The following is a 25,010-nucleotide window of genomic DNA, read 5'->3' on the forward strand; positions in this document are numbered from 1 at the left end:
TGCGTAGGCACAGCGCCGGTACGGGCCTGTGTGCAGGTCGAGCTGGCCAAGCCCGGCTACCGCGTCGAACTGCAACTGGTCGCCGCCGTATAAATCCGGGGTTAGCCATCGCCACCCAAGGCCTCATCGATCGCCAAAAAGCACAAGGCCCCGCCAGATTGGCGGGGCCTTGTTTTTGCACGCGATGTTTGCACTCTTCAACGGGCGCAAACCGGTGGCGGCAACCCTATCAGGCGGTCGGTGTCAGGGTGATAGTCACACGACGGTTCTGGGCCTTGCCGGCGGCGGTGCTGTTGGTGGCAACCGGCTGATCCGGGCCCACGCCCTGGGTCGCGATACGGCTGCCAGTCACCCCCTGACCGATCAGCTGGGCGGCAACGGCGTCGGCACGCTGAGCGGAGAGCTTCATGTTCAGCTCGCGGGAGCCGGTGCTGTCGGTGTGGCCGACCACGTTCAGGCGGGTCTTGTCGAACTCGGCAACCACCATGGCGACACCGGACAGGGTATTGGCACCGGCCGCTTTCAGCTGGGCGCTGGAGCTGTCGAAGGTGACGTTGTTCGGCATATTGAGGATCAGCTCATCGCCATTACGGGTCACGCTGACGCCTGTGCCCTGCAGCTTCTCGCGCAGCTTGGCTTCCTGCACGTCCATGTAGTAACCGATACCGCCACCCAGGGCGGCGCCGGCGGCCACGCCGGTCAGAATACCCTTCTTGCGATCACCTTTGCTGGATGACAAGGCGCCCACGGCGGCACCGGTGGCGGCACCGGCCAGTGCGCCCCAGGCCCCTTTGGAGGTCTGGGATTCACCGGTATAGGGATTGGTAGTACAACCAGAGATGGCAACAGTCAGCGCCAAGGCTGAGACAAGCTTCTTGAAATGCATGAAAAAACCTCTGAAAAAACGGTTCTAGCCAAATGGTTGCGCATTCTATCAAACAGAGGCGCCAGAGTGTGACGCGCGCATTCTGAATATGAACAAGGAGGCCTGAGCCTCCTTGTATCGAGATAGCGACCCGCTCAGCCCCACCGGATTGATGGTCGGCGCTGGATCAGTACTTGATGTCACGAGCCTCGTCGCGCCCTTCCTGCTTGTTGTCGCGGTGCTCCTGACGGCAATCGGCATTGCCGACCAAGCCCTCACGACACTCCTGCTTTTCATCGCGGGACTCCTGGCGGGTATCCTGGCGGGTGTCGCGCGCCTCACGCCGCTCCTGAGCCTGCTTGGTGGCCTGGGCGGGCAGGGCCGTCAACAAGGCAGTGGCGGCAAGCAGCATGAATACGGACTTCTTCATGGTAACTCCTTAGATAGCTGGAACGCACCGGCTGGGCGCTCCTCAATTATACGCCGAGCCCGGCAGGAAGGCGTTCTCGATTGCCCCCCCTGGCATCAGGCAGGGAATGGGTTTCAGTGCTTGATGTCGCGGGCCTTCTCGCGAACGTCCTGCTTCACTTCACGCTTGTCCTGACGACACTCGTAGTTATCTTTCTGATCGTTCTCTCGGCAGTCCTGCTTGGCATCGCGCACCTCGGGGCGAACCTCCTGACGCAGATCACGGGAGTCCTGACGATCGGCCGCTTCGGCGGGCAGGGTCGCCATCAGGGCGCACGCAGCCAGGATGAAGCTGCCAAGGGTTCGGGGGCGAAATGAGTTCAGTGACATGGGGGTATCCTAGTGATGATTACCCCGATGTTGAGCTGGCATCACTGTATCCGGACTGTACCGACAGGTGAAATGCGGCGCACTACCCCTGTTGACACTCACCATGGCAGGGACAGCTGACCAGATGATCGTTCACCATGCCTACCGCCTGCATGAAGGCATAGCAGATGGTGCTACCGACGAAGTTGAAGCCAAGCTTCTTGAGCGCTTTGGCCATGGCATCCGACTCTGGTGAGGTGGCCGGGATATCGCCATTGCCCCGCCGTTGATTGACCATGGGGACGCCACCGACAAAGGCCCACAGGTAATCGGCGAAGTCGATGCCCTGCGCCTCCAACGCCAGATAGGCCTTGGCATTTCTGATGATCGACTGCACCTTGAGGCGGTTGCGGATGATGCCGGTGTCTTGCATCAGTCGCGCCACATCCTGCTCGTCGAACCGGGCGATCAGCACCGGATCGAAGTCGGCATAGGCACGGTAGTAGCTGTCGGTGCGCTTGAGAATGGTGATCCAGGAGAGCCCGGCCTGCTGGCCATCGAGGCAGAGCTTGGCAAACAGCTCGCGCGGGTCACGGACCGGCCGCCCCCATTGTTTGTCATGGTATTCAATATATTCCGGATCCTTGGTCACCCAGGCGCAGCGCAGTTCCATCCCTCAATCCCCTGTGAGTTGTCTCTTACTCCGACCATGCTCTACCAGTTACGCCATCGAGTAAAGATCCCGCCCCCACCAGGTCCGGCGCAGCGCCACCCCATGAATCCACTGCAATTTCGCCTATTATCCGACCATGCCAGACGGTATACTCCTTCGGTTAATATTCAGCAAATCTTGCTCTGATCTCATTTCGCGCGAAGAACATTATGCAAAAATTCGATGTCAAAACCTTTCAGGGCCTGATCCTGCAGCTGCAGGACTATTGGGCTCGCCAGGGCTGCACCATTATCCAACCGCTGGACATGGAAGTGGGTGCCGGTACCTCACACCCCATGACCTGCCTGCGCGCCCTGGGGCCCGAGCCCATCGCCTGCGCCTACGTGCAACCGTCCCGCCGTCCCACCGACGGCCGCTACGGTGAAAACCCGAATCGCCTGCAGCACTATTACCAGTTCCAGGTGATCATCAAGCCTTCCCCCGACAACATTCAGGAACTCTACCTCGGCTCGCTGAAAGAGCTGGGCATGGACCCTGAGATCCACGACATCCGCTTCGTGGAAGACAACTGGGAAAACCCGACTCTGGGTGCCTGGGGTCTGGGCTGGGAAGTGTGGCTCAACGGCATGGAAGTGACTCAGTTCACCTACTTCCAGCAGGTGGGCGGCCTCGAATGCAAGCCGGTCACCGGCGAGATCACCTACGGTCTCGAGCGTCTGGCCATGTACATCCAGGGCGTGGACAGCGTCTATGACCTGGTCTGGTCCGATGGCCCCCTGGGCAAGACCACCTACGGCGATGTGTTCCACCAGAACGAGGTGGAGCAATCCACTTACAACTTCGAACACGCCGATGTGGACTTCCTGTTCCACTGCTTCGAGCAGTACGAGAAAGAGGCTCAGCATCTGCTGGCACTGGAAACGCCCCTGCCGTTGCCCGCTTACGAGCGCATCCTCAAGGCCGCCCACTCCTTCAACCTGCTGGATGCCCGCAAGGCCATCTCGGTCACCGAGCGTCAGCGCTACATACTGCGCATTCGCACCCTGACCAAGGCCGTGGCCGAGGCTTACTACGCCTCCCGCGAAGCGCTGGGCTTCCCGATGTGTAAGCGCAGCGACGAAGAGCGCCAACGTGGCAACGAGCAGCAAGGTTAAGGAACGGACATGGCACAACATACATTTCTGGTAGAGATCGGCACCGCCGAGCTGCCACCCAAGGCGCTGCGCACCCTGGCCGAAGCCTTTGCCGACAACTTCAAAGCCGAGCTGACCAAGGCCGATCTGGCCTTCGGCGACGTCGAGTGGTTCGCCTCACCGCGCCGTCTGGCCCTCAAGGTGAGCAACCTGGCCAGCGAGCAGCCGAGCAAGAGCGTCGAGAAGCGCGGCCCGGCCGTCTCCCAGGCGTTCGATGCCGATGGCAAGCCGACCAAGGCTGCCGAAGGCTGGGCCCGTGGCAACGGCATCACGGTTGAACAGGCCGAGCGTCTGGTCACCGACAAGGGTGAGTGGCTGGTTCACACCGCCAAGGTCGAAGGCCGTCCGGCCAAAGATCTGCTGGGCGAACTGGTTAGCCAAGCACTGGCCAAGCTGCCCATCCCGAAAATGATGCGCTGGGGCGACAAGACCATCCAGTTCGTGCGTCCGGTGTTCACCGTGACCCTGCTGCTGGATGGAGATCTGGTGCCCGCTCACATTCTGGGTATCGACTCCGCCCGCACCATTCGCGGTCACCGCTTTATGGGCGAAAGTGAATTCACCATCGACAACGCCAGCCAGTACCCGCAGATCCTGCTGGAAAAAGGCAAAGTGGTTGCCGACTTTATGGCGCGCAAGGCCAAGATCAAGGCTGACGTCGAAGCGGCCGCTGCCGCCTTCGGTGGCGTCGCCGATCTGGACGACGCCCTGCTGGAAGAAGTCACCGCCCTGGTCGAGTGGCCTGTGGTGCTGACCGCCAACTTCGAAGAGAAGTTCCTGGCAGTCCCCGCCGAGGCGCTGGTGCACACCATGAAGGGTGACCAGAAGTACTTCCCGGTCTACGACAAGAGCGGCAAGCTGCTGCCGAAGTTCATCTTCGTCACCAACATCGAGTCAAAAGACCCGAGCCAGATCATCAGCGGCAACGAGAAGGTGGTTCGCCCCCGTCTCTCTGACGCCGAGTTCTTCTTCAAGACCGATCTGAAGCAGAGCCTGGCTTCACGCCTGCCGCGCCTCGAAACCGTGCTGTTCCAGCAACAGCTCGGCACAGTCAAGGCCAAGGTCGAGCGCATCGAGACAGTTGCCGGCTTTATCGCCGAGCGCATCGGCGCCAACGTGGCTCAGGCCAAGCGCGCCGGCCTGCTCTCCAAGTGCGATCTCATGACCAACATGGTCGGCGAGTTCGCCAGCACCCAGGGTGTCATGGGGATGCACTACGCCCGTCACGACGGCGAAGACGAAGTGGTGGCCGTGGCCCTGAACGAGCAGTACATGCCGCGCTTCGCCGGTGATGCCCTGCCGTCCGCGCTGGAAGCCTGCGCCGTGGCGCTGGCCGACAAGCTCGATACCCTGGCCGGTATCTTCGGCATCGGCATGCTGCCCAAAGGCGACAAGGATCCCTTCGCCCTGCGCCGCGCCGCCATAGGTGCCCTGCGCATCATGACCGAGAAGCAGCTGGATCTGGATCTGGTTGAACTGGTGGAAGAAGCGGTACGCGTCTACGGCGACAAGCTGACCAACAAGACCGTCGTCACCGACGTGGTCGACTTTATGCTGGGCCGCTTCCGCGCCGCCTATCAGGACGAAGGCATAGGTGCCGATGTTGTGCTGGCCGTACTGGCCCGCCGCCCGACCCGTCCGCTGGACTTCGATCGTCGCGTCAAGGCCGTCAGCCACTTCCGCAGCCTGGATGCCGCACTGGCCCTGGCCGCCGCCAACAAGCGCGTCAGCAACATCCTGGCCAAGGTCGAAGGCGAGCTGCCGACCGTCGTCAAGCCGGAACTGCTGGTCGATGCCGCCGAGAAGGCGCTGGCCACCCAGGTTGCAGCACTGCAATCCGAACTGGCCCCGCTGTTCGCTGCCGGTGACTATCAGGCTGCCCTCACCCGTCTGGCCGCCCTGCGCGAGCCGGTCGACACCTTCTTCAACGAGGTGATGGTGATGGCAGAAGACGAGGCCCTCAAGGCCAACCGTCTGGCACTGCTGAACAACCTGCGCAACCTGTTCCTGCAAGTCGCGGATATCTCCCTGCTGCAGTGATCTTGGTTGGGTTGATTGATAGTAAAAACGGCGCCGAAAGGCGCCGCTTTTATTGAGTCCTTACCAATATATTTAACATTCACTAATAAAACAGGCGGTGTAATGGTTAAGGAATAATTAATAGATCTACCTAATTGGTCCTCCAATGTAATGTAGAGTGCCAGTTAGTTGGTCTGAGTTGGTGTCTCCATGGCAGCTTTCATTGACTGGCTTTTAATCACTCTTAGGGGGATGAAATTCATAACAAATCGTTTGAGACATCCAAGGTCAATATAATCTCTAAGGGCTTTTGTAAACTCTTTTATCTCAGAAAACTTATTTTTAAGGTGCCTATCATATTCTAGCCTTAGCCCTGTTAATTCCCACTCCTGCTCACCTTGGGAGGCTTTTCTAATCTCTATATCTAGCCTAGCTCTTTGTTCTAGCATTGACGCTAGTTGCGCATGATGTGAGTTCAATGCTGTGGTTTGCATGCGGATTAAAAAAAACTCTGTAGGTCTAAATTTTGCTGGTGTATAAAATAACGTATTTTCGTAGTCTTGAAGCAAAGCAAGGCCATTCAATGTGAATTTTCCCCGAGAAGATAATCCATCAATCTCATTATCTAGAACACCTATATTAACTTGACATCGCATTATATTAGATTCGGTTATATGATGAATTTGCATTCTGACCAATTTGTTATAGCTTAACTTATTAAAAAATCCAGAGAGAATCGACACAAGCATTGTAAGCAGTGCTCCGACTACTGCACCTAATAAAGCGGCAAAGATCGTGAGGTATAAGTCTGATGCTTCTAATTGCTCTGATAACTCAAAAATAAATTTTCTTATAAAATCTACAATATCCATAATTGCTACTCATATCCCTGAACAGATTTAATAAAAACACATTAACACAATGGAGGAAAAGCTGGGACACCCACCTAGCCCCAGCTTTGACGACGCACTCCCATTCCACTTTTCTTAAACAGAGAGACCAAAAGCTGGACACCCACCTAATCCCTGCTTTGACAACTCACGCCCCCTCCACTTTTCTTAAACCATGAGACCCGAGGAGAGAGCCGCCATGACCATCGCCCGTTCACGCCAGATCAGCCTCGCCGATACGCCTTACTATCACGTGGTCAGCCGCTGCGTCCGGCGCGCCTTTCTCTGCGGCCAGGATGATCACTCCGGCCAAAGCTACGAGCACAGGCGCCAGTGGGTTGCCGACAAGCTGGATCAGCTGTCGCAGGTCTTTGCCATCGGCATCTGCGCCTATGCCGTGATGAGCAATCACTATCATCTGGTACTCAAGGTGCAGGCCAACATGGCTAATGAGTGGAGTGAGCGGGAGGTGGCGGAGCGCTGGTCCCGTCTGTTCCAGTGGCCCTTGCTGGTGCGGCGCTGGTATCAGGGGGAGGAACTGATAGCACCCGAGCTGGAGGTAGTGCATCAGCTGATAACCCAGTGGCGGGATCGTCTCTATTCCATCAGCTGGCTGGTGCGCTTGCTAAACGAGTCGCTGGCCCGCCAGGCCAATCAGGAAGATGGCTGCAAGGGTCACTTCTGGGAGGGACGCTTCAAGAGTCAGGCCCTGCTCACCGAGTCGGCGCTGCTGGCCTGCATGACCTATGTCGACCTCAATCCCATACGGGCAGGCATCGCTGCCACACCGGAAGAGAGCGATTTCACCAGCATCCAGCAACGCATCGAGCAAACCGCTGATCTAGCCACACAGACCCCCTTGCTGCTGCCTTTTGCAAGAGAAGGAAAGCCTGAGACGCTCCCTTGCAGTTTTGCTGATTACCTGGCTTTCGTAGATTGGACAGGACGAGCGATTCGCCTGGATAAGCGTGGCCATATACCACACCATCTCGCACCTGTACTCCAGCGCCTAGGCATGAACGAGGAACAGTGGCTGGGGCACGTCACCCTGTTTCGGCGCCAGGGTATCCGGGCGATTGGCGACAAGGTTTGTTGCCAGCGCTACGCCGCCCACTGTGGCCAGACGCGATGTCACCAACCTCATCTTTAATACCTGTGGGTCTGCGCTAGCGTGCCACAGTCCTTTTTGATTAGAGGAACAGGCTCTTACGCGCCATAAATACTGACCGCTAGGTTGAAGCACCCTCATCTATAGCCACTTGACCCTCACCATGGCCATGGCGGGATCCCACTATGCTGCTGCATGCGTTTCAGACCCTGAATACGCCAAAGTGTGAATGGTCCCTTCCGTGCTATGTGTGCTCCTCAAAGGTGGGTGTCCTGATTAAAACAGTGGGTCTGCGCTAGCGTGCCACAGTCCTTTTGGTTAGAGAAGCAGGCTCTTACGCGTCATAAATACTGACCGCTAGGTTGAAGCCCCCTCATCTATAGCCACCTGACCCTCACCATGGCCCATGGCGGGATCCCACTATGCTGCTGCATACGTTTCAGACCCTGAATACGCCAAAATGTGAATGGTCCCTTCCGTGTTATGTGTACTCCTCAAAGGTGGGTGTCCTGATTAAAACGATAAATACTGACCGCTAGGTTGAAGCACCCTCATCTATAGCCACCTGACCCTCACCATGGCCCATGGCGGGATCCCACTATGCTGCTGCATGCGTTTCAGACCTTGAATACGCCAAAGTGTAAATGGTCCCTTCCGTATTATGTGCACTCCTCATGGGTGGGTGTCCTGATTAAATTATGTGCACTCCTCATGGGTGGGTGTCCTGATTAAATTATGTGCACTCCTCATGGGTGGGTGTCCTGATTAAAACGGGACTGAATCCAGGCCTGCCGCCAAGGTAGCGCCGTACCATAAGAAACGGCGCCCCAAGGCGCCGTTTTACTGCATCCCAACCGATGGCGTCGGAACTGATCGAGTCAGCCGGTATAGACCGGCAACAATCCCGCCATGTTGAGCAGGTGGAACAGCGCGGTCAGTACCCCGAACAGGAAGACCCCCGCTATCACCGGCAAACCACCCGGCACCCGGAAACCGTCGCTCTTGCCACTCTTGCGCACCTTCCAGGCCAGCAGCGCCGGAATGATGCAGGTCCAGAGGGTCGCCACGGCGCCAGCGTAGCCGATGGCCATCAGGAAGCCGAACGGGAACAGCAGGGAGAGCAGCAACGGCGGCAGGAAGGTCGCCCCCCAGGACTTGGCACGGCCCTGGCGACTGTTGTCGAACTTGAACAGATCCGCCAGATAGTCAAACACCCCCAGGCCCACTCCGATGAAGGAGGAGAGGATGGCGGCCATGGAGAAGAGGTTGAGGGCGTTGGCCACCGCCTCAGACTCGATGACCGAGGCCAACGCCTTGAGCAGCACATCGACGTTGCCCCCTTGTGCCACCACGGGGCCGAACTCGCTACGCGGCAGGTTGCCGAACACGCTCACCAGCCAGACCAGGTAGAACAGCAGCGCGATGGCGGTGCCACCGAGGATGGCGTAACGGGCGCGGCGCTCCTCACCGTAGTAGGCGCGCATGGAGGAGACCGAATGGTGATAACCGAACGAGGTCAGTGCCACCGGCAGCATGGCCAGCGCATAGGGTGCATAGCTGGCGTGCTGGCTCAGGGTATCGAACAGCAGGGTCGGCTTGATGTTGAGGGAGAGACCCGAGATGCCGAATACGAAGCTCAGCCCCATGGAGATGACCAGCACCACGGAGATGCGATCCACCGCCCGGGTCGAATGCCACACCAGCAGCGAGAAGCAGAGGGTGAACAGTATGGAGGCCCACTGGCTGCCGATGCCGGTCATGCCATCTATGATGAGCCCCGCCGAGGTGATGTAGGCGTAAAGCAGTATGCCGCCGACGAAGTAAACGGTGAGGTTGTTCAAGGCATTGACCTTGTCCCCCAGCAACTCTCGGGTCACGGTATCGAAGGAGACGCGCAGCGGATAGCCCTGATAGGATTCGAGCAGCAGCCAGCCGGAGATGGTCATCACCACCATGGTCAGGGCAATGGCCAGGATAGACCAGATGGTCCAGGCGCCCGCCCCGGCACTCGGCAGCCCCAGCATGCCAGCTCCCACACAGACGCCGGCAATGATACATGCCCCGCCCACCAAAGATGGTTTCTGTCCCATTTACTTCTCCAAAGACGATTGTTGATCTGATCGCGACCGCGGACCGTTGCATTTGCTACGCCGGTTGTCATGGTAGATCGCGCTCATCTATGCTGCCGGCGCCCGGCGCTTGCTGCTTCGAAAGCGAAGCAAGGCGCGACCAGGGCTAGCTACCGGCCCGACATGGCAGCAGGGCCATCATGTCGGGGAAGGGACTTTACCTTGCTACCCCTCAGGTATCAAATGCGGGTGCATCCTCCGGCAATCAGGCTCTCCGCACAGGGCGGTTAGCTGCGACTGGCCCATCGACGCTCAATGGACCAGTTGTGGCAGCATTTGCAGCAACTCGTAGCGGTCGGCGAGCGGCGTCTGGCTGACCCAGAACTCCAGCAGGCCGTAAGCGAGCAACGGCAGCACCAGCAGCAACAGGCAGAGCAGGCCCAGCAGCCACTGGGGCTCCAGCCTACGTGCCTTGCTGCCAAGGTGCAGCGCATCGGCGCTTTTGGGGCAGGCGGCCACGCAGCTCAGGCAGTTACTGCATTCGAGGCTCTGCACCGCGATCAGCTGGTGCACCTGGATGCGGGAGGGACAGGCCCGGCTGCACCTGTCGCAGTCATGGCCAGCACTTCGCAGGCAGCGGGCCGGATCCCTGCGAATGCGCAGAGGTGTCAGCAGGCCGAGTAAAGAGAGCCAGGCGCCGTAGGGGCAGAGGTAGCGGCAAAACCCCTGGCGGATGGTGGCGGTGAGCAGCAGCACCCAGCCGAGGCAGAGGCCGGAGATGAGGGTCAGGTTGAAGAAGAAGGCCCCCATCTTCATGTCCGCCGCCTGATGGTAGGGGCTGGCGAGGTAGCCGGGCAGGGCGGCGCCTGGCACCGCGATCAGCACGATAAACAGCAGGAAGCCGAGCACCAGGAATTTCTGGGAACACAGCACGGCATCGAGCCAGCGCGGCGGCGTCCATTCCCCCGGCCACAGCCGATGGCGCAGCCCGTGCAGCCACTCACCCACCAGCCCGAGGGGGCAGAACCAGGCGCAGAACGCCCGCCCCAGCAGCAGGGCCGACAGGCAGAGCACCAGCACAGTGATGGTGGCCGCCGGATGGTGCGGATCCACCAGCCCCTGTCCGAGCCAGGCCCGCAGCCCCAGCCCACCGGCGATGGGCAGGAAGCCGTCCACCACATCCGGACGCACCAGCCAGGGGGGTATCCCCTGCCCCAGCTGCCAGATATGGATGCCGTACTGCACTGTCACCAGCCCCCAGCAGAGCAGCAGCAGGTGGCGTGTGCGCGCCCGCAGCGACTGGCTGTTGATCCCGCCGAGTGTCGGCAGCGGCCGGTATCTGTGCCACAGGGCGAGAGGAACGACCACCAACCCCAGCGCGAACCAGAGCGGGCTGTCCGCCACCAGCAACCAGAGCATGAGCAGCAGGCCGAGGGCAAGATGCCATTGCCAACCGGTGCGCGCCTGCCACCCCAACAGGGCCAGATAGACCAGGCCAGCCACCATGGCTATCGCTTCAATCAGGCTCATGCATCTCCCTCATAGCACTCATTCGGATAAGGGGGCAAGATAACGAACATCTGAATTGATTATTTTGATCTGCATGGGCAGAGGGTGCCATTCACCCGGATTGGCCCCACCCATTCTCACCCTTTGCGGCTGTTGAACCTTATTATTTTCGGCTGTTGAACAGGGGCTGGTCCGACGAACCCTGCTCGGCCCAGAAGTGGATATTGAAGCGGGCATCTTCCGACAGCTCGACCCTGTGCCAGTACTGAGGTGGGCTGGTGGCGAACTGGCCAGCCCGGATCACCAGGCTGATCTCAGGCTGTTCGGCCCGCTCGTCGGCGAAGCCGTGGTAGGTGACTGTGCCCTCCATCACGCAGAGCTGGCCGAACACCCCGGCCGCGGTGTTGTGGTGGCTGAGCAGGGCCTGGGGCACGCTCTGGCGGGTGAAGAAGGGGGTGGAACGACGCACCACCCAGTGAGACGGTATCAGTTGCATAGACATATCGGTTCTCCTCGAGTGGCCGGGTCAACCCGGCCTAGCGTTATCGATGAATCAACGGGGCAGCTGGCGCAGCAGCGGGAAGGCGGCGCTCATCTGATCACCCCCCACCACGAAGCCGCACAGCTCGCCAGCTTCGTCGCGCGCCTCGGCCACCATGCCGTGACTGTTCCAGCGGCACTGCCAGGCGAGATCCTCGCCCTGGGTGCGGCCGGCCAGCTGCAGCGGGTAGCGCGGCGTCTTCACCTTCACCAGCATGGGGGGCAGGATCAGCGGGGTCGGCGTGCCGAGCAGGGTGCGCGCCAGCGCATTGGCCCCCAGCACTATGGGTTGCAGGAAGGGGAGCAGCTGACCCCGCCACTGCAGGCAATCCCCCAGCGCGAAGATATGGGGATCGCTGGTCTGCAAGCTGTCATCGACCAGGATGCCGCGTTCCACTTCCAGTCCGGCTGCTTGGACCAGGGCCATATTCGGCTTCAGGCCAATGGCGGCGATCACCAGATCCTGCTCGCAGGTGCGGCCATCGGTCAGGGTCACCCGCCAGCCATCGCCGGGCTGGGCGTCCACTCTGGCAATACCTGTCCCGAACTGCAGGCTGACTCCCTGACTGCGCAGCGCCTGTTGCAGCGGAGGGGTCAGGGCGGCGGGCAGCAGGCTGCCGAGGGGACTGCCCGCCAGATCCACCAGGGTCACCTCGCGGCCGTCGCTCGCCATGTCCATCGCCAGTTCGCAGCCAATCAGCCCGGCCCCCAATATCATGATGCGTCTGGCCTGCTGGATCAGCCCCTCGGCGGCGGCATACTCCTGCTGGCTGTTGAGGGTCACCAGATGCTCGCTGCCCGGTATCTCGGGGCGCGCCGCGCTGGCGCCTGTGGCCAGCACCAGCTGGCCGTAGGGGAAGCTGCCCTGCGAGGTCAACAGGGTGCGCCGGGCGGGATCTATGCCGAGAACCTGGCAGTGGGGCAGCAGCGCGATGCGCTGCTGCTCGGCGAAGTCGCTGCCGCTCAGCCGGGTCATGGCTGCGGCGGCGCAGCCCCGGCTCACCACGTGGCTCAAGTCCGGCTTGTTGTACTCGTCGCCGCTGTCGGCGGTGATGAGGCGGATGGGCTGTTCACCATCCAGCTTGCGCAGGCTCTTGACCAGTTGCTGGGCGGCGAAGCCGCTGCCGATCACCACTATCTCCCGGCTGGCGCCAGCCTCACTCAGGGTTACGGCATTCATACACAGGCCTCCACGGCGCAGGGCTCGAAGACCTCCTTGCCGATGCCGCAGCCCGGGCAGAGGAAGCTGTCAGGCACCTGGGCCCAGGGAGTGCCCGGTGCCACCAGCTGATCCGGCTCACCGAGCGCCGGATCATAGACCCACTGGCAGACGGTGCAGAGCATGGGCTGATCGTCATCCCATTCAGCGGCGGCCGGTGCGGCTTGCGGCGCCTTGGCTATCACGGGGGCAGGCGTCACTGCCGCCTGGGTTGTGGTGATCGGGCGGGGTGCCTCCAGCGGATGCAGGGCCCACTGGCGGGCGAGTTGACGGCCGTGCTCGCGGCACAGGGCCAGCGCCGAGCCATCCGGGCGCCACTTGGCCTTGAGGGAGAGGCTGATGTCGAAGCCAGCATCCATCAGCCGGGTCTGGATCCTGTCCACGGCGCCGCCGGTCCAGCCATAGCTGCCGAAGGCAGAAGCCCGCTTGTTGCGAAAACGCAGGCCGGTGATCTCCTCGAGCATGCCCGCCACCTTGGGCATCATGACGTTGTTCATGGTGGAGGAGCCCACCAGTATCCCCTTGGAGCGGAACACCTGGGTCAGGATCTCGTTCTTGTCGTGGCGCGCCACGTTGTAGATCTTCACCGCCACCCCCGGGTCCACCTCGTGGATGCCCTGGGCGATGGCGTCGGCCATCATGCGGGTATTGTTGGACATGGAGTCGTAGAACAATGTGATGCGATCCTCCTGATAGTGGTCGGCCCACTCCAGATACTTGAGGATGATCTGGGTGGGATCCTCGCGCCAGACGATGCCGTGGGAGGTGGCCACCATGCTCACCGGCAGGTTGAAGCCGAGCACCTCCTTGATCTTGGCGGTCACCAGGGGGCTGAAGGGGGTGAGTATGTTGGCGTAGTAGCGCTGACACTGCTCCATCAGCTCGGTCTGATCCACCTCGTCGTTGAACAGGTGCTCGTCGCAGTAGTGCTGGCCGAAGGCGTCGTTGGAGAAGAGCACCGCATCCTCCGTCATATAGGTCATCATGCTGTCGGGCCAGTGCAGCATGGGGGTCTCGATAAACACCAGCTGCTTGCCGTTGCCTATGTCCAGGCTGTCGCCGGTTTTCACTGGCTGGAAGTTCCACTCCGGGTGGTGATGGTGGCCTGTGATGGAGTCGATGGCGTTGTGGGTGCAGTAGATGGGGGTGCCCGGGATGCGGGCCATCAGCTCGGTCAGGGCGCCGGCGTGATCCTCCTCGGCGTGGTTGATCACCACGTAGTCGATGGAGGCGAGATCTATCTCCGCCGCCAGGTTCTGCACGAACTCCCGGCTGAACTTGTGATCGACGGTGTCGATCAGCACGTTCTTCCCTTCGCGAATGAGATAGCTGTTGTAGCTGGTGCCCTTGTGGGTCTTGTACTCGGTGCCGTGGAAGTCGCGAACCTCCCAGTCCCGTTGGCCGACCCAGTGGATGTTGTTCTTGACGTGAATGCTCATCAGGCAGTTCCTCAGCAGGCAATAGTGAATGTGTGACTGAATTCCCTATTGCAGCGGGCGTGCCAACTTATAACCTATTGTTTTTAATATATTACAATATCTGTCATTGTCATTTAGACAGCCTCTCTCTATAGTCAAAATCACAAATACACTGTCATTTGGACAATTATCGTGATCTCGACCGACAGCCTGGCGCGCATCGCCCTCGACCTGCAACTCGGCATCTCCCATCAGGACAGATTCCACCGCCTGATCCAGAGCGTGCGCAGCCTGCTGCACTCCGATGCCTCGGCCCTGCTGCGCTACGAGGGGGGCCAGTTCATCCCGCTGGCCATAGATGGCCTGATGCAGGACGTGCTGGGCCGCCGCTTCGCGCTCAAGGATCACCCGCGCATGGAGGCCATAGCCCGCGCCGGCGACGTGGTGCGCTTTCCCGCCGACAGCTCCCTGCCCGACCCCTATGACGGCCTGATCCCGGATCACGACGACTTCAAGGTGCACGCCTGCGTTGGCCTGCCGCTGTTTTCAGATCAGGCGCTCATCGGCGCCCTGACCATAGACGGCATGAACCCGACCCAGTTCGACGGCATCAGCGACGAGGAGTTGCGGCTGGTGGGGGCCCTGGCCGCCGCCGCCCTCAGCAACGCCCTGCTGCTGGAACGCCTCGCCCGCCAGAGCAGCGAGCCCCTCGCCTCAGCCCCCCATGCCGAGGGCCAGCCAGAGATGATAGGCCGCTCCCCCGCCATGGCCCGGCTGCGCCACGAGATAGACGTGGTGGCGAGCTCGGAGCTGAACGTGCTGATCCTGGGGGAGACGGGGGTCGGCAAGGAGCTGATCGCCAAGGCGGTGCATCAGGGCTCACCCCGCGCCAGTGCGCCCCTGGTCTACCTCAACTGCGCAGCCCTGCCGGAATCCGTGGCCGAAAGCGAGCTGTTCGGCCACGTGAAGGGGGCCTTCACCGGCGCCATCCACAACCGGGCGGGCAAGTTCGAGCTGGCGGACAGGGGCACCCTGTTTCTCGACGAGATTGGCGAGCTGTCGCTGGCGCTGCAGGCCAAGCTGCTGCGGGTGCTGCAATACGGCGATCTGCAGCGCATCGGTGACGACACCCCCCTCAAGGTCAATGTGCGCATCCTGGCCGCCACCAACCGGGATCTGAAGCAGGCTGTGGTCGAGGGGCAGTTTCGAAGCGATCTCTACCACCGCCTGAGCGTCTTCCCGATCCAGGCCCCGGCGCTGCGCGAACGCCCCGGCGACATTCCCCTGCTTGCCGGTTATTTTTGCGAACGCTGCCGGGTCAGCCTGGGGCTGGAGCGACTGCGCATCCTGCCTGGTGCGCTGGCACTGCTCGAGAGTCACGACTGGCCGGGCAACGTGCGCGAGCTGGAGCACGCCATCCACAGAGCCGCCGTGCTGGCGCGGGCCGAGCAGGGCAGTCAGGCCCCGGCCCTGGATGCCCACCACTTCAATCTGGGGGCGGCGGTCTCGCCGCCGCCTGCCGCCAGCACGGCCACCCCAGCCCCGTCCGTCGCCACCGGCCTCGGCCTGCGCGTCGCCACCGACGCCTTCCAGCTTCGGCTGATAGAGCAGACCCTGGCGGCCCAGGATGGCAACTGGGCCGCCACCGCCCGGGCGCTGGCGCTGGACGGCGGCAACCTGCACCGGCTCGCCCGGCGGCTAGGCCTCAAGGCCTGAGGGTTGCCCATAACCCCCTCGCCGCCGGGGAAGTGTGGGATAAGGACATGCTCGCAGGCCAACCCGGCGCAATGCAGATACAACAACGGCTCCCGAGGGAGCCGTTGTTGTAAGCCGCAAGCCGCCATCAGCGCCGGGCATCTTCCTTCAGCCATTGGGCAACCCGCTTGGCGAAGTAGGTGAGAATGCCATCGGCACCGGCCCGCTTGAAGCAGAGCAGGGACTCCATGACGGTCTCCCGCTCCTTGAGCCAGCCGTTCTGGATGGCGGCCATGTGCATGGCATACTCGCCACTCACCTGATAGGCGTAAGTCGGCACGCCGAACTGATCCTTGACCCGGCGGATCACGTCCAGATAGGGCATGCCGGGCTTGACCATGACGCTGTCTGCCCCCTCCTGGATGTCCAGGGCCACCTCGTGGAGGGCCTCGTCACCGTTGGCCGGATCCATCTGATAGCTGGCCTTGTTGCTCTTGCCCAGATTGCTGGCCGAGCCGACCGCATCCCGGAAGGGGCCATAGTAGCTGGAGGCGTACTTGGCGGAGTACGCCATGATCTGGGTGTGCACGAAGCCGTGCTCCTCCAGTGCCGCACGAATGGCGCCAATGCGGCCATCCATCATGTCGGACGGCGCCACCATGTCGGCCCCCGCCTGCGCATGGGAGAGCGCCTGCTTGACCAGGATCTCGGTGGTGATGTCGTTCATCACATAGCCGTCGCCATCAATGATGCCATCCTGACCATGGGTGGTGAAGGGATCCAGCGCCACATCCGTGATGACCCCAAGCTCGGGGAAAGCCGCCTTGAGGGCGCGAGTAGCGCGCTGGGCCAGGGCATCCGGGTTGTACGCTTCCTCGGCCAGCAGGCTCTTCTTGCCAAGCGGCGTCACCGGGAACAGGGCGATGGCGGGCACCCCCAGGGCAACCAGCTCGGCGGCCTCAATCAGCAGCAGATCGATGGAGAGGCGATCCACCCCCGGCATGGAAACCACGGCTTCACGTTGGCCCTCACCTTCCAGCACGAACACCGGATAGATGAGATCATCGACCGTGAGGTGATTCTCACGCATCAGACGGCGGCTGAAATCCTGCTTGCGCGCCCGGCGCAGGCGGCGGCCCGGGAAGGCACCTGGAAGAGTTGTGGCCATGAGTCACTCCTGGATTGGCAGTTGGAAAAACGCGGCGGAAGTGGCCCGGGTATGGGCCAGCAAGGCCTCGGGCGCTTCCGCGCGGCAAGCCGCCACCACCTTGGCGATGTGCGGCAAAAAAGCGGGTTCGTTGCGTTTGGGACGCGGCTTGAGATCCCGGGGCACCAGATAGGGGGCATCCGTCTCTATCATCAGCCGGCCCGCCGGAATGCGAGCCACCTGCTCGCGCAGCAAGAGACCCCGTCGCTCGTCGCAGATCCAGCCGGTGACGCCGATGTGCAGCCCCAGGGCCAGGCACTCATCGAGCTCCGCATCGGAGCCGGTGAAACAGTGCAACACGGCCCCCGGCAGCTTGGGGAGCCAGGGACTCAAGATCTCGATGAAACGGGCGTGGGCATCGCGGCAGTGCAGGAACACCGGCATGTGCAGCTCGGCGGCCAGGGCAAGCTGGGCCTCGAACACGGCATCTTGCACGGGGCGCGGCGAGAAGTCGCGATTGTAGTCCAGGCCGCACTCACCGATGGCAACCACCTGAGGCAGGGCCGCCAGCTCACGCAAGGCGGCCAGGGTCTGCTCGTCCACCGACTTGGCATCATGGGGATGCACCCCCGCGGTCGAGAAACAGTAGCCGGGCCAGCGGCTGGCCAAGGTGGCGCTCTCCTGGCTGCCCGCCAGGTCGGTACCGGTCAGGATCAGTGCGCTGAGTCCGGCGGCGCGGGCGCGCTCGACCAACTCGTCCTGCTCCCCCGCAAACTGGGGGCTGGTGAGGTTAATGCCTATGTCTATCATGGAGTCTTCAAAAATGCAGATGAAAGCCATCAAGGGCCACTACCATACTCCCCGCGACCGACCATGAAAAGGGCCGATGCCCCAACGGGCATTCAGCTTGTACCCTCCCTTCTGGCAAGCCACCGCCCCGGCTTGCGCTGGCAAGGCGCAAAAAGAGAGGGGGGCTCAGCCCCCCTCTTCGGTCTCCTCGTCGGCCAGTGGCTCCTTGCGGGTATAGAAACGCGCGAAGAAGACCCCGACCTCGAACAGCATCCACATGGGAATGGCGAGCAGTGTCTGGGAGAAGACATCCGGCGGCGTCAGCAACATGCCGATGACGAACACTGTCACCACCACATAGGGACGCTTGGCCTTGAGGCTCTCCGGGGTGGTGACCCCGGTCCAGCACAGCAATATGGTCGCAACCGGGATCTCGAACGCCACCCCGAACGCGAAGAACAGCGTCAGCACGAAATCCAGGTAGTTGGCGATGTCGGTGGCAATGGTCACCCCGGCCGGCGCCGTGCTGGTGAAAAAGCCAAACACCAGCGGGAACACCACGTAGTAGGCGAACGCCATGCCCGAGTAGAACAGCAGGGCGCTGGAGCAGACCAGTGGCATGATGAGCCGCCGCTCATGCTTGTACAGGCCCGGGGCGATGAAGGCCCAGGCCTGGTAGAGCAGATAGGGGATGGTGATGAAGAAGGCGACCACTATGGTCAGCTTGATGGGCGTCAGGAAGGGGGTCGCCACATCGGTCGCTATCATGCTGGTGCCCGCAGGCAGCTGGCTTATCAGTGGCTCAGAGACGAACTTGTAGATATCGTTCGAAAAATAGACCAGGCAGACAAACACCAGCAGTATGGCGCCAAGGGCATGGAGCAAGCGGGTCCTCAGCTCCACCAGGTGGGCGATCAACGGCTGTTCGGTCTGGCTCATGGCTTGGCCTCCCCATTGAGATCCGGCGATGCAGCCTTGGCCGGTGCGGCCACAGGTTGCTGCGGCTCGGCAGCCTGCGCGTTGACTGGCTGCGCTCTGGCGGCGCCATCGGGCAGGATGCGGTTTTCCGGCTCGGGCTGCGCCTCAGGCTCATCGATAGCTGCCTCCGAAGGCGCCGCCTTGGCGTAGGGATGAGTGACCGACTCGGCCGCCTCCTTCAGCTTGTCGATGGACTCTTGCAGTTCCGGGCTCAGATTGCGCATCTGCAGTTGCTCGGCCTTCTTGAGATCGTTATGCAGCTCTTGCAGCTTGAGCTCTTGCGCCAACTCGGACTTGACCGCATTGGCCGTGCTGCGCACCGCCCGGATCCAGCCGCTGACGGTACGGATGGCCACCGGTAGCCGCTCAGGGCCCAGCACCAGCAGGCCGACGATGCCGACCACGACCAGTTCCCAAAAACCGATATCGAACATGGCTTAGGCCTGATCTTTGTCTTTCTGCTTCGCGCTCTCGTCCTGCTTGGCCGATTCATTCAGCTGCTTGGGATCGAAGTCCGCATCTTTTTGCACCGGTTTGGCATCGGGTTCGTCAGAGATGGCTTTCTTGAAGCCCTTGACCGCAGCGCCCAGATCGCCGCCAATGCCGCGCAACTTCTTGGTACCAAACAACAACACCACGATGGCCGCGATGATCAACAACTGCCAAATACTGATTCCACCCATGATTTTCTCTCCGAAATTGGCGCCGTCAGGCGCGCATTGTGATTAGTGTGAGCGGGCCTTGAGCCAACCGAGCAGCCAGCATACGCCACTGGCACCCAAAGAGACTTGACCCCATTCAATATGTTGTTCGGTAATCAGGAATACACCCGCCAACAGCAGCGCCGCGCCGGTACCAAGCAGATAGCGAGCCTGACCCTGACGACGACTATGACTGCGAAATTCGACAAACAGATGATCAAACTGACGTTGTTGGCTGCGGGCCTGACGCAGGGTCTCGTAAACCAGCTCGGGCAGCTCGGGCAACTTCTCGGCCCAGAAGGGTGCCTTGTCGCGGATCGCGTTCCAGACCGCCTTGGGGCCGACCTGTTCGCGCATCCAGTTTTCCAGGAAAGGCTTGGCGGTCTGCCACAAGTCGAGCTGGGGATAGAGCTGGCGCCCCAAGCCCTCGATATAGAGCAGGGTTTTCTGCAGCAACACCAACTGGGGCTGCACCTGCATGTTGAAACGCCGGGCGGTGTTGAACAGATTGAGCAGCACATGGCCGAACGAGATCTCGGACAGGGGCTTCTCGAAGATGGGTTCCAGCACGGTGCGGATGGCAAACTCGAACTCGTCGACCTTGGTGTCGGCAGGCACCCAGCCTGACTCCACGTGCAACTCGGCCACCTTGCGGTAATCCCGGTTGAAGAAGGCGAGGAAGTTCTCGGCCAGATAGCGTTTGTCCTCCTTGTTCAGGGTGCCGACTATGCCGCAATCTATGCCGATCCAGAGTGGGTTTTCCGGGTGCTCGCGAGCCACGAAGATGTTGCCGGGGTGCATGTCCGCGTGGAAGAAGCTGTCCCGAAACACCTGGGTGAAGAAGACCTCGACACCGCGCTCGGCCAGCAGCTTCATGTTGGTGCCGTTAGCTTCCAGGGCGGCAATGTCGGAAACCGGTATGCCGTAGATGCGCTCCATCACCAACACCTGCTCACGGCAGTGCTCGGAGTAAACCTCGGGCACATAGAGGGCGTCCGAGCCGAGGAAGTTGCGGCGCAGCTGGATGGCGTTGGCGGCCTCGCGCATCAGATTGAGCTCGTCGAGTATGGTCTTGCGATACTCGGCAACCACCTCGACTGGCCGCAACCGGGCGCTGGAGGGGGCAAAGCGGGACACCAGCCGGGCCAGGGCGGTCATCAGCCGCAGATCGGCCTCTATGGTCTGCTCTATGTCGGGGCGGATCACTTTGATGACGATCTCGCGGCCATTCTCCTTGAGACGGGCCGTGTGCACCTGGGCGATGGAGGCGGAGGCCAGTGGCGTCTCGTCGAAATCATCGAACAGCGCCTCGATGGGCACTCCCAGACTCTGCTCTATCTGGCTACGGGCCAGCTGGCCGCAGAAGGGGGGCACTCTGTCTTGCAGCAGCGCCAGCTCCTCGGCGATGTCGGGGGGCAGCAGATCGCGCCGGGTCGACAACATCTGGCCAAACTTGATGAAGATGGGACCGAGCGCCTCGAAGGCGAGGCGGATGCGCATGCCGCGACTCTCGCCCTGCTGCCGATTCTTGAGCCAGAACAGGCTGCGGCGGGCCAGGCGGCCAGGCCAGGGTTGATACTTGGCCGGCACCAGCTCGTCTATTCCCTGCTCAAGCAGGATGGCGACGATGCGATAGAGACGTTTGAACTCCTTGGGGGTCATCAGGGGATCCGTTGCTCGAGGCGGGCGAGACGCAGTTCGGTGGCCTTGAGGCGCTGGACCAGGGCATCGACGTCATCGGAGAAACTGGCCACTTCCAGCGGGCCCGGGGCGAGGCGAACCTCTTCGGTGAGATATTCTGCCAGCTGGCGTTGAGTGCGGCACAGCTCGGTCCCTATCGCCTTGCGCGCCTGATGGGCACCGCGAAACAGACTGTGCGCCAGCACGTCCCCGGTGTAACGAGAGAGCTGCTCTTCCCAATCGATATCGAGTTCGCCAAGCAGAGTACTGAAGGCCTGCACCAGCTGGGGATCCCCATGCAAGTCCAGCTTCTCCTCGCGGATATAGCGGGTCAGGGCGGAGGGGTCTTTGAGCAGACCCAGGGCGCTCAGGGAGAGGCTCAGCACGGCATCGGCCTCCCCTTCATGCTGAGCCAGCACATCGAGACGGCGCTCCGAGAAGATAAACCAGAGCGGCTTGAGCTCGCGCAGATCCAGCTTGAGCACTTTGCCATTCAGTTTGCGCAACCGCTCCGGGCTCTGATCATCGAGGCGCAGCAGCTGGTTGAGGCTGGTTTCGATCACGGCCGTGACCATGGCATCCATTGGCATACTCGGCCCTTAGAACTTGTAACCACGGTGCAGGGCGACAACGCCCTGGGTGAGGTTGTAGTAATCCACCTGATCGAAGCCCGCCTCCAGCATCATTGCCTTGAGGGTCTCCTGATCCGGGTGCATGCGGATGGATTCCGCCAGGTATTTGTAGCTTTCGCCGTCGTTCGCAACCAATTCGCCCATTTTCGGCAGCAGTTTGAATGAGTAGAGATCATAGAGCTTGGCGATCACCTCACTCTCCGGTTTGGAGAACTCCAGCACCAGCAGGCGACCGCCCGGCTTGAGCACCCGGAACATGGAGGCCAGCGCCTTCTGCTTGTCGGTGACATTGCGCAGGCCGAAGCCGATGGTGATAACATCGAAATGGTTGTCCGGGAAGGGCAGGGCCTCGGCATTGGCTTGCACGAAGGAGACGTTGTTGGCGACCCCCAGATTGCGCAGCTTGTCGCGACCGACTTTCAGCATGGAATCGTTGATATCCGCCAGCACCACCTGCCCGGTCTCACCGACGATGCGGGAGAACTTGGCAGTGAGATCGCCGGTGCCACCGGCCAGATCCAGCACCTTCTGGCCACGGCGCACGCCGGAGCAATCAATGGTGAAGCGCTTCCACAGGCGGTGAATGCCGAACGACATCAGATCGTTCATCACATCATACTTGGCTGCCACCGAATGGAAGACCCCGGCCACGAGCGTCTCTTTCTCGTTGGCCTCGACGGTTTTAAAGCCAAAATGCGTAGTTGTAGTCGGTTCCGACATCCCTCAAACACCCATAGAACAAACAATGGCCGCCAGTTTACCAGAGCCGCCAGCGTCCGGACACCTTAAACCCGGCTCCCGACCAACTGCATGCCCAGCACCACCATGGCCAGACAGAGGAAGAGGTTGAGCCCCATGTTGAGCACCGCCTTGAGCCAGGCTCCTTGCTGGGCCAGCAGCACAGTGTCCAGCGCAAAGGAGGAGAAGGTGGTCAGGGCGCCCAGTATGCCAACCATCAGCAACGGCTTCATGGGGTGTTCCAGCACGTGACCATTGCTGATGAGGGCAAAGGCAATGCCCATGATGAAGGAGCCGAGCACATTGACGGTCAGGGTGCCGTAGGGAAAATGGCGGCCCAGTAGCAGGGCCATCAACTCCGTCATACCAAAGCGCAGACAGGCGCCGATGGCGCCACCACAGGCCACAAATAACCAGGTTTGCATGGTAAATCTCCAAGGGTTTCAGCCGACATTATGCAAAATATACCCTGTAGTTGACAGGGTCATGGTCGGCCTAATGTTCCCTCAACTCAGCGGCGAAAATCGATGAGTTCGCGCTGCGTCAGATGAATGTGAGTCCTGGCAGGCGTCGTTTCGGCAATCAGCTTGCCATGACGAATGGAGTAGCGTACCGGCACCTGACGGTGCACCGCATCGAAGCCGTTCTCGGCGGGCAGGATCAGCAGGTTGGCCGGCTTGCCGACCTCGATACCGTAGCGATCCTCTACCTGCAGGGTGCGGGCACTATGGTTGCTGATCAACTTCAAGCCATCGTTAATCTGCTCATACCCCATCAATTGGCAGACATGCAGCCCCATGTGCAGCACCTGCAGCATGTTGGCCGTGCCCATGGGGTACCAGGGATCGAATACATCGTCGTGGCCGAAGCAGACATTGATATTTGCCTCCAGCATCTCCTTGACCCGAGTGATACCACGCCGCTTGGGGTAAGTGTCGAAGCGCCCTTGCAGGTGGATATTGACCAGGGGATTGGCGACGAAGTTGATATCTGCCATGCGTAGCAGGCGGAACAGCCGGGAGGCATAAGCACCGTTATAAGAATGCATGGCGGTGGTATGGCTGGCGGTGACGCGTTTCCCCCAGCCGCGCTCCAGCGCCAGGGTCGCCAGGGTTTCGATGAAACGTGACTGTTCATCGTCGATCTCGTCGCAATGTACATCGATCAGGGCATTATATCGCTCCGCCAGCTCGAATGCATAATGCAGACTCTCGATACCGTACTCCCGGGTAAATTCGAAATGGGGAATGGCGCCCACCACATCGGCACCGAGCGCCATCGCCTCTTCCATCAGCCCCTTGCCGTTGGGATAGGAGAGAATCCCCTCCTGGGGAAAGGCCACAAGCTGCAACTCGACCCAGGGTTTCATCTCTTCACGCAGCTCCAGCATGGCCTTGAGGGCGATCAGCTCAGGATCCGACACGTCCACATGGCTGCGCACGAACTGTATCCCATTCGCTATCTGCCATTTGAGCGTCTGCCTGGCCCGGGTTTTGACATCCTCATGGGTGAGCAGGGCCTTGCGCTCAGCCCAGCGCTCTATGCCCTCGAACAGGGTACCGGACTGGTTCCAGCTCGGCTCACCGGCGGTCTGGGTAGTATCCAGATGGATGTGTGGCTCGATAAAGGGGGCCATGACCAACCCCCCCTCACCATCCAGACAGTCATCATCCGTCCTGGTCCCATTCATGGGGGCCACACTCTCGATCAATCCATTCTGGCAATGGATCTGCCACAGCCCTTGCTGCCCCGCCAGCCTCACATTGGTGATCAACATCCCGCCTCTCCCTATTCTCTGAATGCCATCGGCTTTATTTCACAACAAGTTAACTTGGATCAACGAATGAGAGAAGTCATTAGGTGTGGCTCATACGAGAACTGTTAACATGACTGAGATAGGGATCACCAGAAGCCGGACGGAACAATATGAAAGAGAAAATGATAGAGATAGGCAGCATTGGCCTGTTTAACGAATATTTGCAGGGTCTGGGGATCCGCAAGCCGCCACTCGATGCCATAGAGAGCCACTGGGAATACCGGCGGGAAGACAAGTTGACTGCCATGGTCACCAAAACACCTTCTGGCGAGGTCAGGTGCTACCTGGATGCCAGGGCGATCTCGTTGAATTGATGGTCCGGTCATCAAAATCGTCAATGCAAAAAGGCCTTCCCGATCGGGAAGGCCTTTCAATTTACTGGTGCTGATACCCAGAGTCGAACTGGGGACCTCATCCTTACCAAGGATGCGCTCTACCAACTGAGCCATATCAGCACACTAACCGGTAAAGAACACACTGTGTGCGTTATCTCAATCTGTTGTCCGCAACAACCTGACGTTGTTACACGACCAGTCACATCGCTGTGACCGTAA

At 60.8% G+C, this 25,010-nt stretch carries 25 protein-coding genes and 1 tRNA gene; 5 read left to right on the top strand and 21 right to left on the bottom strand.

The genetic code is table 11. The annotated features are described in order from the left end of the window. Window positions 1-229: 229 nt before the first annotated feature. The 4 genes from BN1130_RS00400 to BN1130_RS00415 form a co-directional block, all read right to left on the bottom strand. Entirely contained in the window at window positions 230-886 is a 657-nt protein-coding gene (locus tag BN1130_RS00400) for an OmpA family lipoprotein (RefSeq protein WP_042039576.1), read from the bottom strand. 166 nt (window positions 887-1,052) lie between these two features. Then, window positions 1,053-1,295 carry a hypothetical protein gene (locus BN1130_RS00405; RefSeq protein WP_042039577.1) on the bottom strand — a complete coding sequence of 81 codons (243 nt, stop codon included), beginning with the start codon at window positions 1,293-1,295 and terminating at the stop codon, window positions 1,053-1,055. A gap of 113 nt (window positions 1,296-1,408) precedes the next feature. Beyond that, entirely contained in the window at window positions 1,409-1,663 is a 255-nt protein-coding gene (locus tag BN1130_RS00410) for a hypothetical protein (protein ID WP_042039579.1), read from the bottom strand. Window positions 1,664-1,745: 82 nt separating this feature from the next. Continuing rightward, on the bottom strand, window positions 1,746-2,315 hold the full coding sequence (locus BN1130_RS00415; protein ID WP_042039580.1) for a DNA-3-methyladenine glycosylase I: 570 nt from the start codon (window positions 2,313-2,315) through the stop codon (window positions 1,746-1,748). Window positions 2,316-2,524: 209 nt separating this feature from the next. On the opposite strand from BN1130_RS00415, the gene glyQ reads away from it, so the two are divergent. Together glyQ and glyS are read left to right on the top strand one after the other, a co-directional pair. Beyond that, entirely contained in the window at window positions 2,525-3,469 is a 945-nt protein-coding gene (glyQ, locus tag BN1130_RS00420) for a glycine--tRNA ligase subunit alpha (protein WP_042039581.1), read from the top strand. Between the two features lie 9 nt (window positions 3,470-3,478). Then, a complete protein-coding gene (gene glyS, locus BN1130_RS00425) occupies window positions 3,479-5,548 on the top strand; it encodes a glycine--tRNA ligase subunit beta (RefSeq protein WP_042039582.1) in 2,070 nt (689 codons plus the stop codon). Window positions 5,549-5,712: 164 nt separating this feature from the next. Here glyS and BN1130_RS00430 read toward each other — a convergent pair whose 3' ends face one another. Then, window positions 5,713-6,399 carry a hypothetical protein gene (locus BN1130_RS00430; RefSeq protein WP_042039583.1) on the bottom strand — a complete coding sequence of 229 codons (687 nt, stop codon included), beginning with the start codon at window positions 6,397-6,399 and terminating at the stop codon, window positions 5,713-5,715. Window positions 6,400-6,616: 217 nt separating this feature from the next. Here BN1130_RS00430 and BN1130_RS00435 point away from each other — a divergent pair, with 217 nt between their 5' ends. Continuing rightward, window positions 6,617-7,567, top strand: coding sequence for a transposase (locus tag BN1130_RS00435; protein ID WP_042039584.1), 951 nt, complete (start codon window positions 6,617-6,619; stop codon window positions 7,565-7,567). A gap of 836 nt (window positions 7,568-8,403) precedes the next feature. Here the strand turns inward: BN1130_RS00435 and BN1130_RS00440 are convergent. The 5 genes from BN1130_RS00440 to norV form a co-directional block, all read right to left on the bottom strand. Further along, on the bottom strand, window positions 8,404-9,615 hold the full coding sequence (locus BN1130_RS00440; RefSeq protein WP_042039585.1) for an aromatic amino acid transporter: 1,212 nt from the start codon (window positions 9,613-9,615) through the stop codon (window positions 8,404-8,406). Between the two features lie 291 nt (window positions 9,616-9,906). Then, window positions 9,907-11,124, bottom strand: a complete 1,218-nt coding sequence (locus tag BN1130_RS00445) for a 4Fe-4S binding protein (RefSeq protein WP_042039586.1) — start codon at window positions 11,122-11,124, stop codon at window positions 9,907-9,909. A 142-nt stretch (window positions 11,125-11,266) separates the two neighbouring features. Then, window positions 11,267-11,605, bottom strand: a complete 339-nt coding sequence (locus BN1130_RS00450; protein WP_042039587.1) for a TehB family protein — start codon at window positions 11,603-11,605, stop codon at window positions 11,267-11,269. 51 nt (window positions 11,606-11,656) lie between these two features. After that, a complete protein-coding gene (gene norW / locus BN1130_RS00455) occupies window positions 11,657-12,823 on the bottom strand; it encodes an NADH:flavorubredoxin reductase NorW (RefSeq protein WP_042039589.1) in 1,167 nt (388 codons plus the stop codon). Next, window positions 12,820-14,301, bottom strand: coding sequence for an anaerobic nitric oxide reductase flavorubredoxin (gene norV / locus BN1130_RS00460; RefSeq protein ID WP_042039590.1), 1,482 nt, complete (start codon window positions 14,299-14,301; stop codon window positions 12,820-12,822). The genes norW and norV overlap by 4 nt, the downstream gene beginning before the upstream one ends. A 171-nt stretch (window positions 14,302-14,472) precedes the next feature. On the opposite strand from norV, the gene norR reads away from it, so the two are divergent. Then, entirely contained in the window at window positions 14,473-15,996 is a 1,524-nt protein-coding gene (norR, locus tag BN1130_RS00465; protein ID WP_042039591.1) for a nitric oxide reductase transcriptional regulator NorR, read from the top strand. Window positions 15,997-16,123: 127 nt separating this feature from the next. Here the strand turns inward: norR and hemB are convergent, their stop codons facing one another. From hemB to BN1130_RS00515, 10 genes are all read right to left on the bottom strand, one after another. Beyond that, entirely contained in the window at window positions 16,124-17,143 is a 1,020-nt protein-coding gene (hemB, locus tag BN1130_RS00470; RefSeq protein WP_042039593.1) for a porphobilinogen synthase, read from the bottom strand. 3 nt (window positions 17,144-17,146) lie between these two features. Further along, complete coding sequence (locus tag BN1130_RS00475; RefSeq protein WP_042039604.1) at window positions 17,147-17,932, bottom strand: TatD family hydrolase; 786 nt, start codon at window positions 17,930-17,932, stop codon at window positions 17,147-17,149. A gap of 165 nt (window positions 17,933-18,097) precedes the next feature. Continuing rightward, entirely contained in the window at window positions 18,098-18,850 is a 753-nt protein-coding gene (tatC, locus tag BN1130_RS00480; protein ID WP_042039594.1) for a twin-arginine translocase subunit TatC, read from the bottom strand. After that, window positions 18,847-19,323 carry a Sec-independent protein translocase protein TatB gene (tatB, locus tag BN1130_RS00485; protein ID WP_042039595.1) on the bottom strand — a complete coding sequence of 159 codons (477 nt, stop codon included), beginning with the start codon at window positions 19,321-19,323 and terminating at the stop codon, window positions 18,847-18,849. The genes tatC and tatB overlap by 4 nt, the downstream gene beginning before the upstream one ends. Before the next feature lie 3 nt (window positions 19,324-19,326). Beyond that, a complete protein-coding gene (gene tatA, locus BN1130_RS00490) occupies window positions 19,327-19,572 on the bottom strand; it encodes a Sec-independent protein translocase subunit TatA (RefSeq protein ID WP_005900501.1) in 246 nt (81 codons plus the stop codon). 42 nt (window positions 19,573-19,614) lie between these two features. After that, complete coding sequence (ubiB, locus tag BN1130_RS00495) at window positions 19,615-21,252, bottom strand: ubiquinone biosynthesis regulatory protein kinase UbiB (protein ID WP_042039597.1); 1,638 nt, start codon at window positions 21,250-21,252, stop codon at window positions 19,615-19,617. Then, window positions 21,252-21,860 (bottom strand): ubiquinone biosynthesis accessory factor UbiJ, encoded by a 609-nt coding sequence (locus BN1130_RS00500; RefSeq protein ID WP_042039598.1) that lies wholly within the window; start codon window positions 21,858-21,860, stop codon window positions 21,252-21,254. Before BN1130_RS00500 ends, ubiB begins: the two co-directional genes overlap by 1 nt. Window positions 21,861-21,869: 9 nt before the next feature. Then, window positions 21,870-22,622, bottom strand: a complete 753-nt coding sequence (ubiE, locus tag BN1130_RS00505; RefSeq protein ID WP_042039599.1) for a bifunctional demethylmenaquinone methyltransferase/2-methoxy-6-polyprenyl-1,4-benzoquinol methylase UbiE — start codon at window positions 22,620-22,622, stop codon at window positions 21,870-21,872. A 65-nt stretch (window positions 22,623-22,687) separates the two neighbouring features. Further along, on the bottom strand, window positions 22,688-23,065 hold the full coding sequence (crcB, locus tag BN1130_RS00510) for a fluoride efflux transporter CrcB (RefSeq protein WP_042039600.1): 378 nt from the start codon (window positions 23,063-23,065) through the stop codon (window positions 22,688-22,690). Between the two features lie 86 nt (window positions 23,066-23,151). Next, window positions 23,152-24,417 carry a cytosine deaminase gene (locus BN1130_RS00515; protein WP_042039601.1) on the bottom strand — a complete coding sequence of 422 codons (1,266 nt, stop codon included), beginning with the start codon at window positions 24,415-24,417 and terminating at the stop codon, window positions 23,152-23,154. 149 nt (window positions 24,418-24,566) lie between these two features. Between BN1130_RS00515 and BN1130_RS00520 the strand changes: the two genes are divergently transcribed. Further along, complete coding sequence (locus tag BN1130_RS00520; protein ID WP_042039602.1) at window positions 24,567-24,770, top strand: hypothetical protein; 204 nt, start codon at window positions 24,567-24,569, stop codon at window positions 24,768-24,770. A gap of 65 nt (window positions 24,771-24,835) precedes the next feature. Here the strand turns inward: BN1130_RS00520 and BN1130_RS00525 are convergent. Next, a tRNA-Thr gene (locus tag BN1130_RS00525) sits at window positions 24,836-24,911 on the bottom strand. Window positions 24,912-25,010: the final 99 nt, after the last annotated feature.

It is taken from the genome of Aeromonas rivuli (genome assembly GCF_000820045.1).
Classification (GTDB): Bacteria; Pseudomonadota; Gammaproteobacteria; order Enterobacterales; family Aeromonadaceae; genus Aeromonas; species Aeromonas rivuli.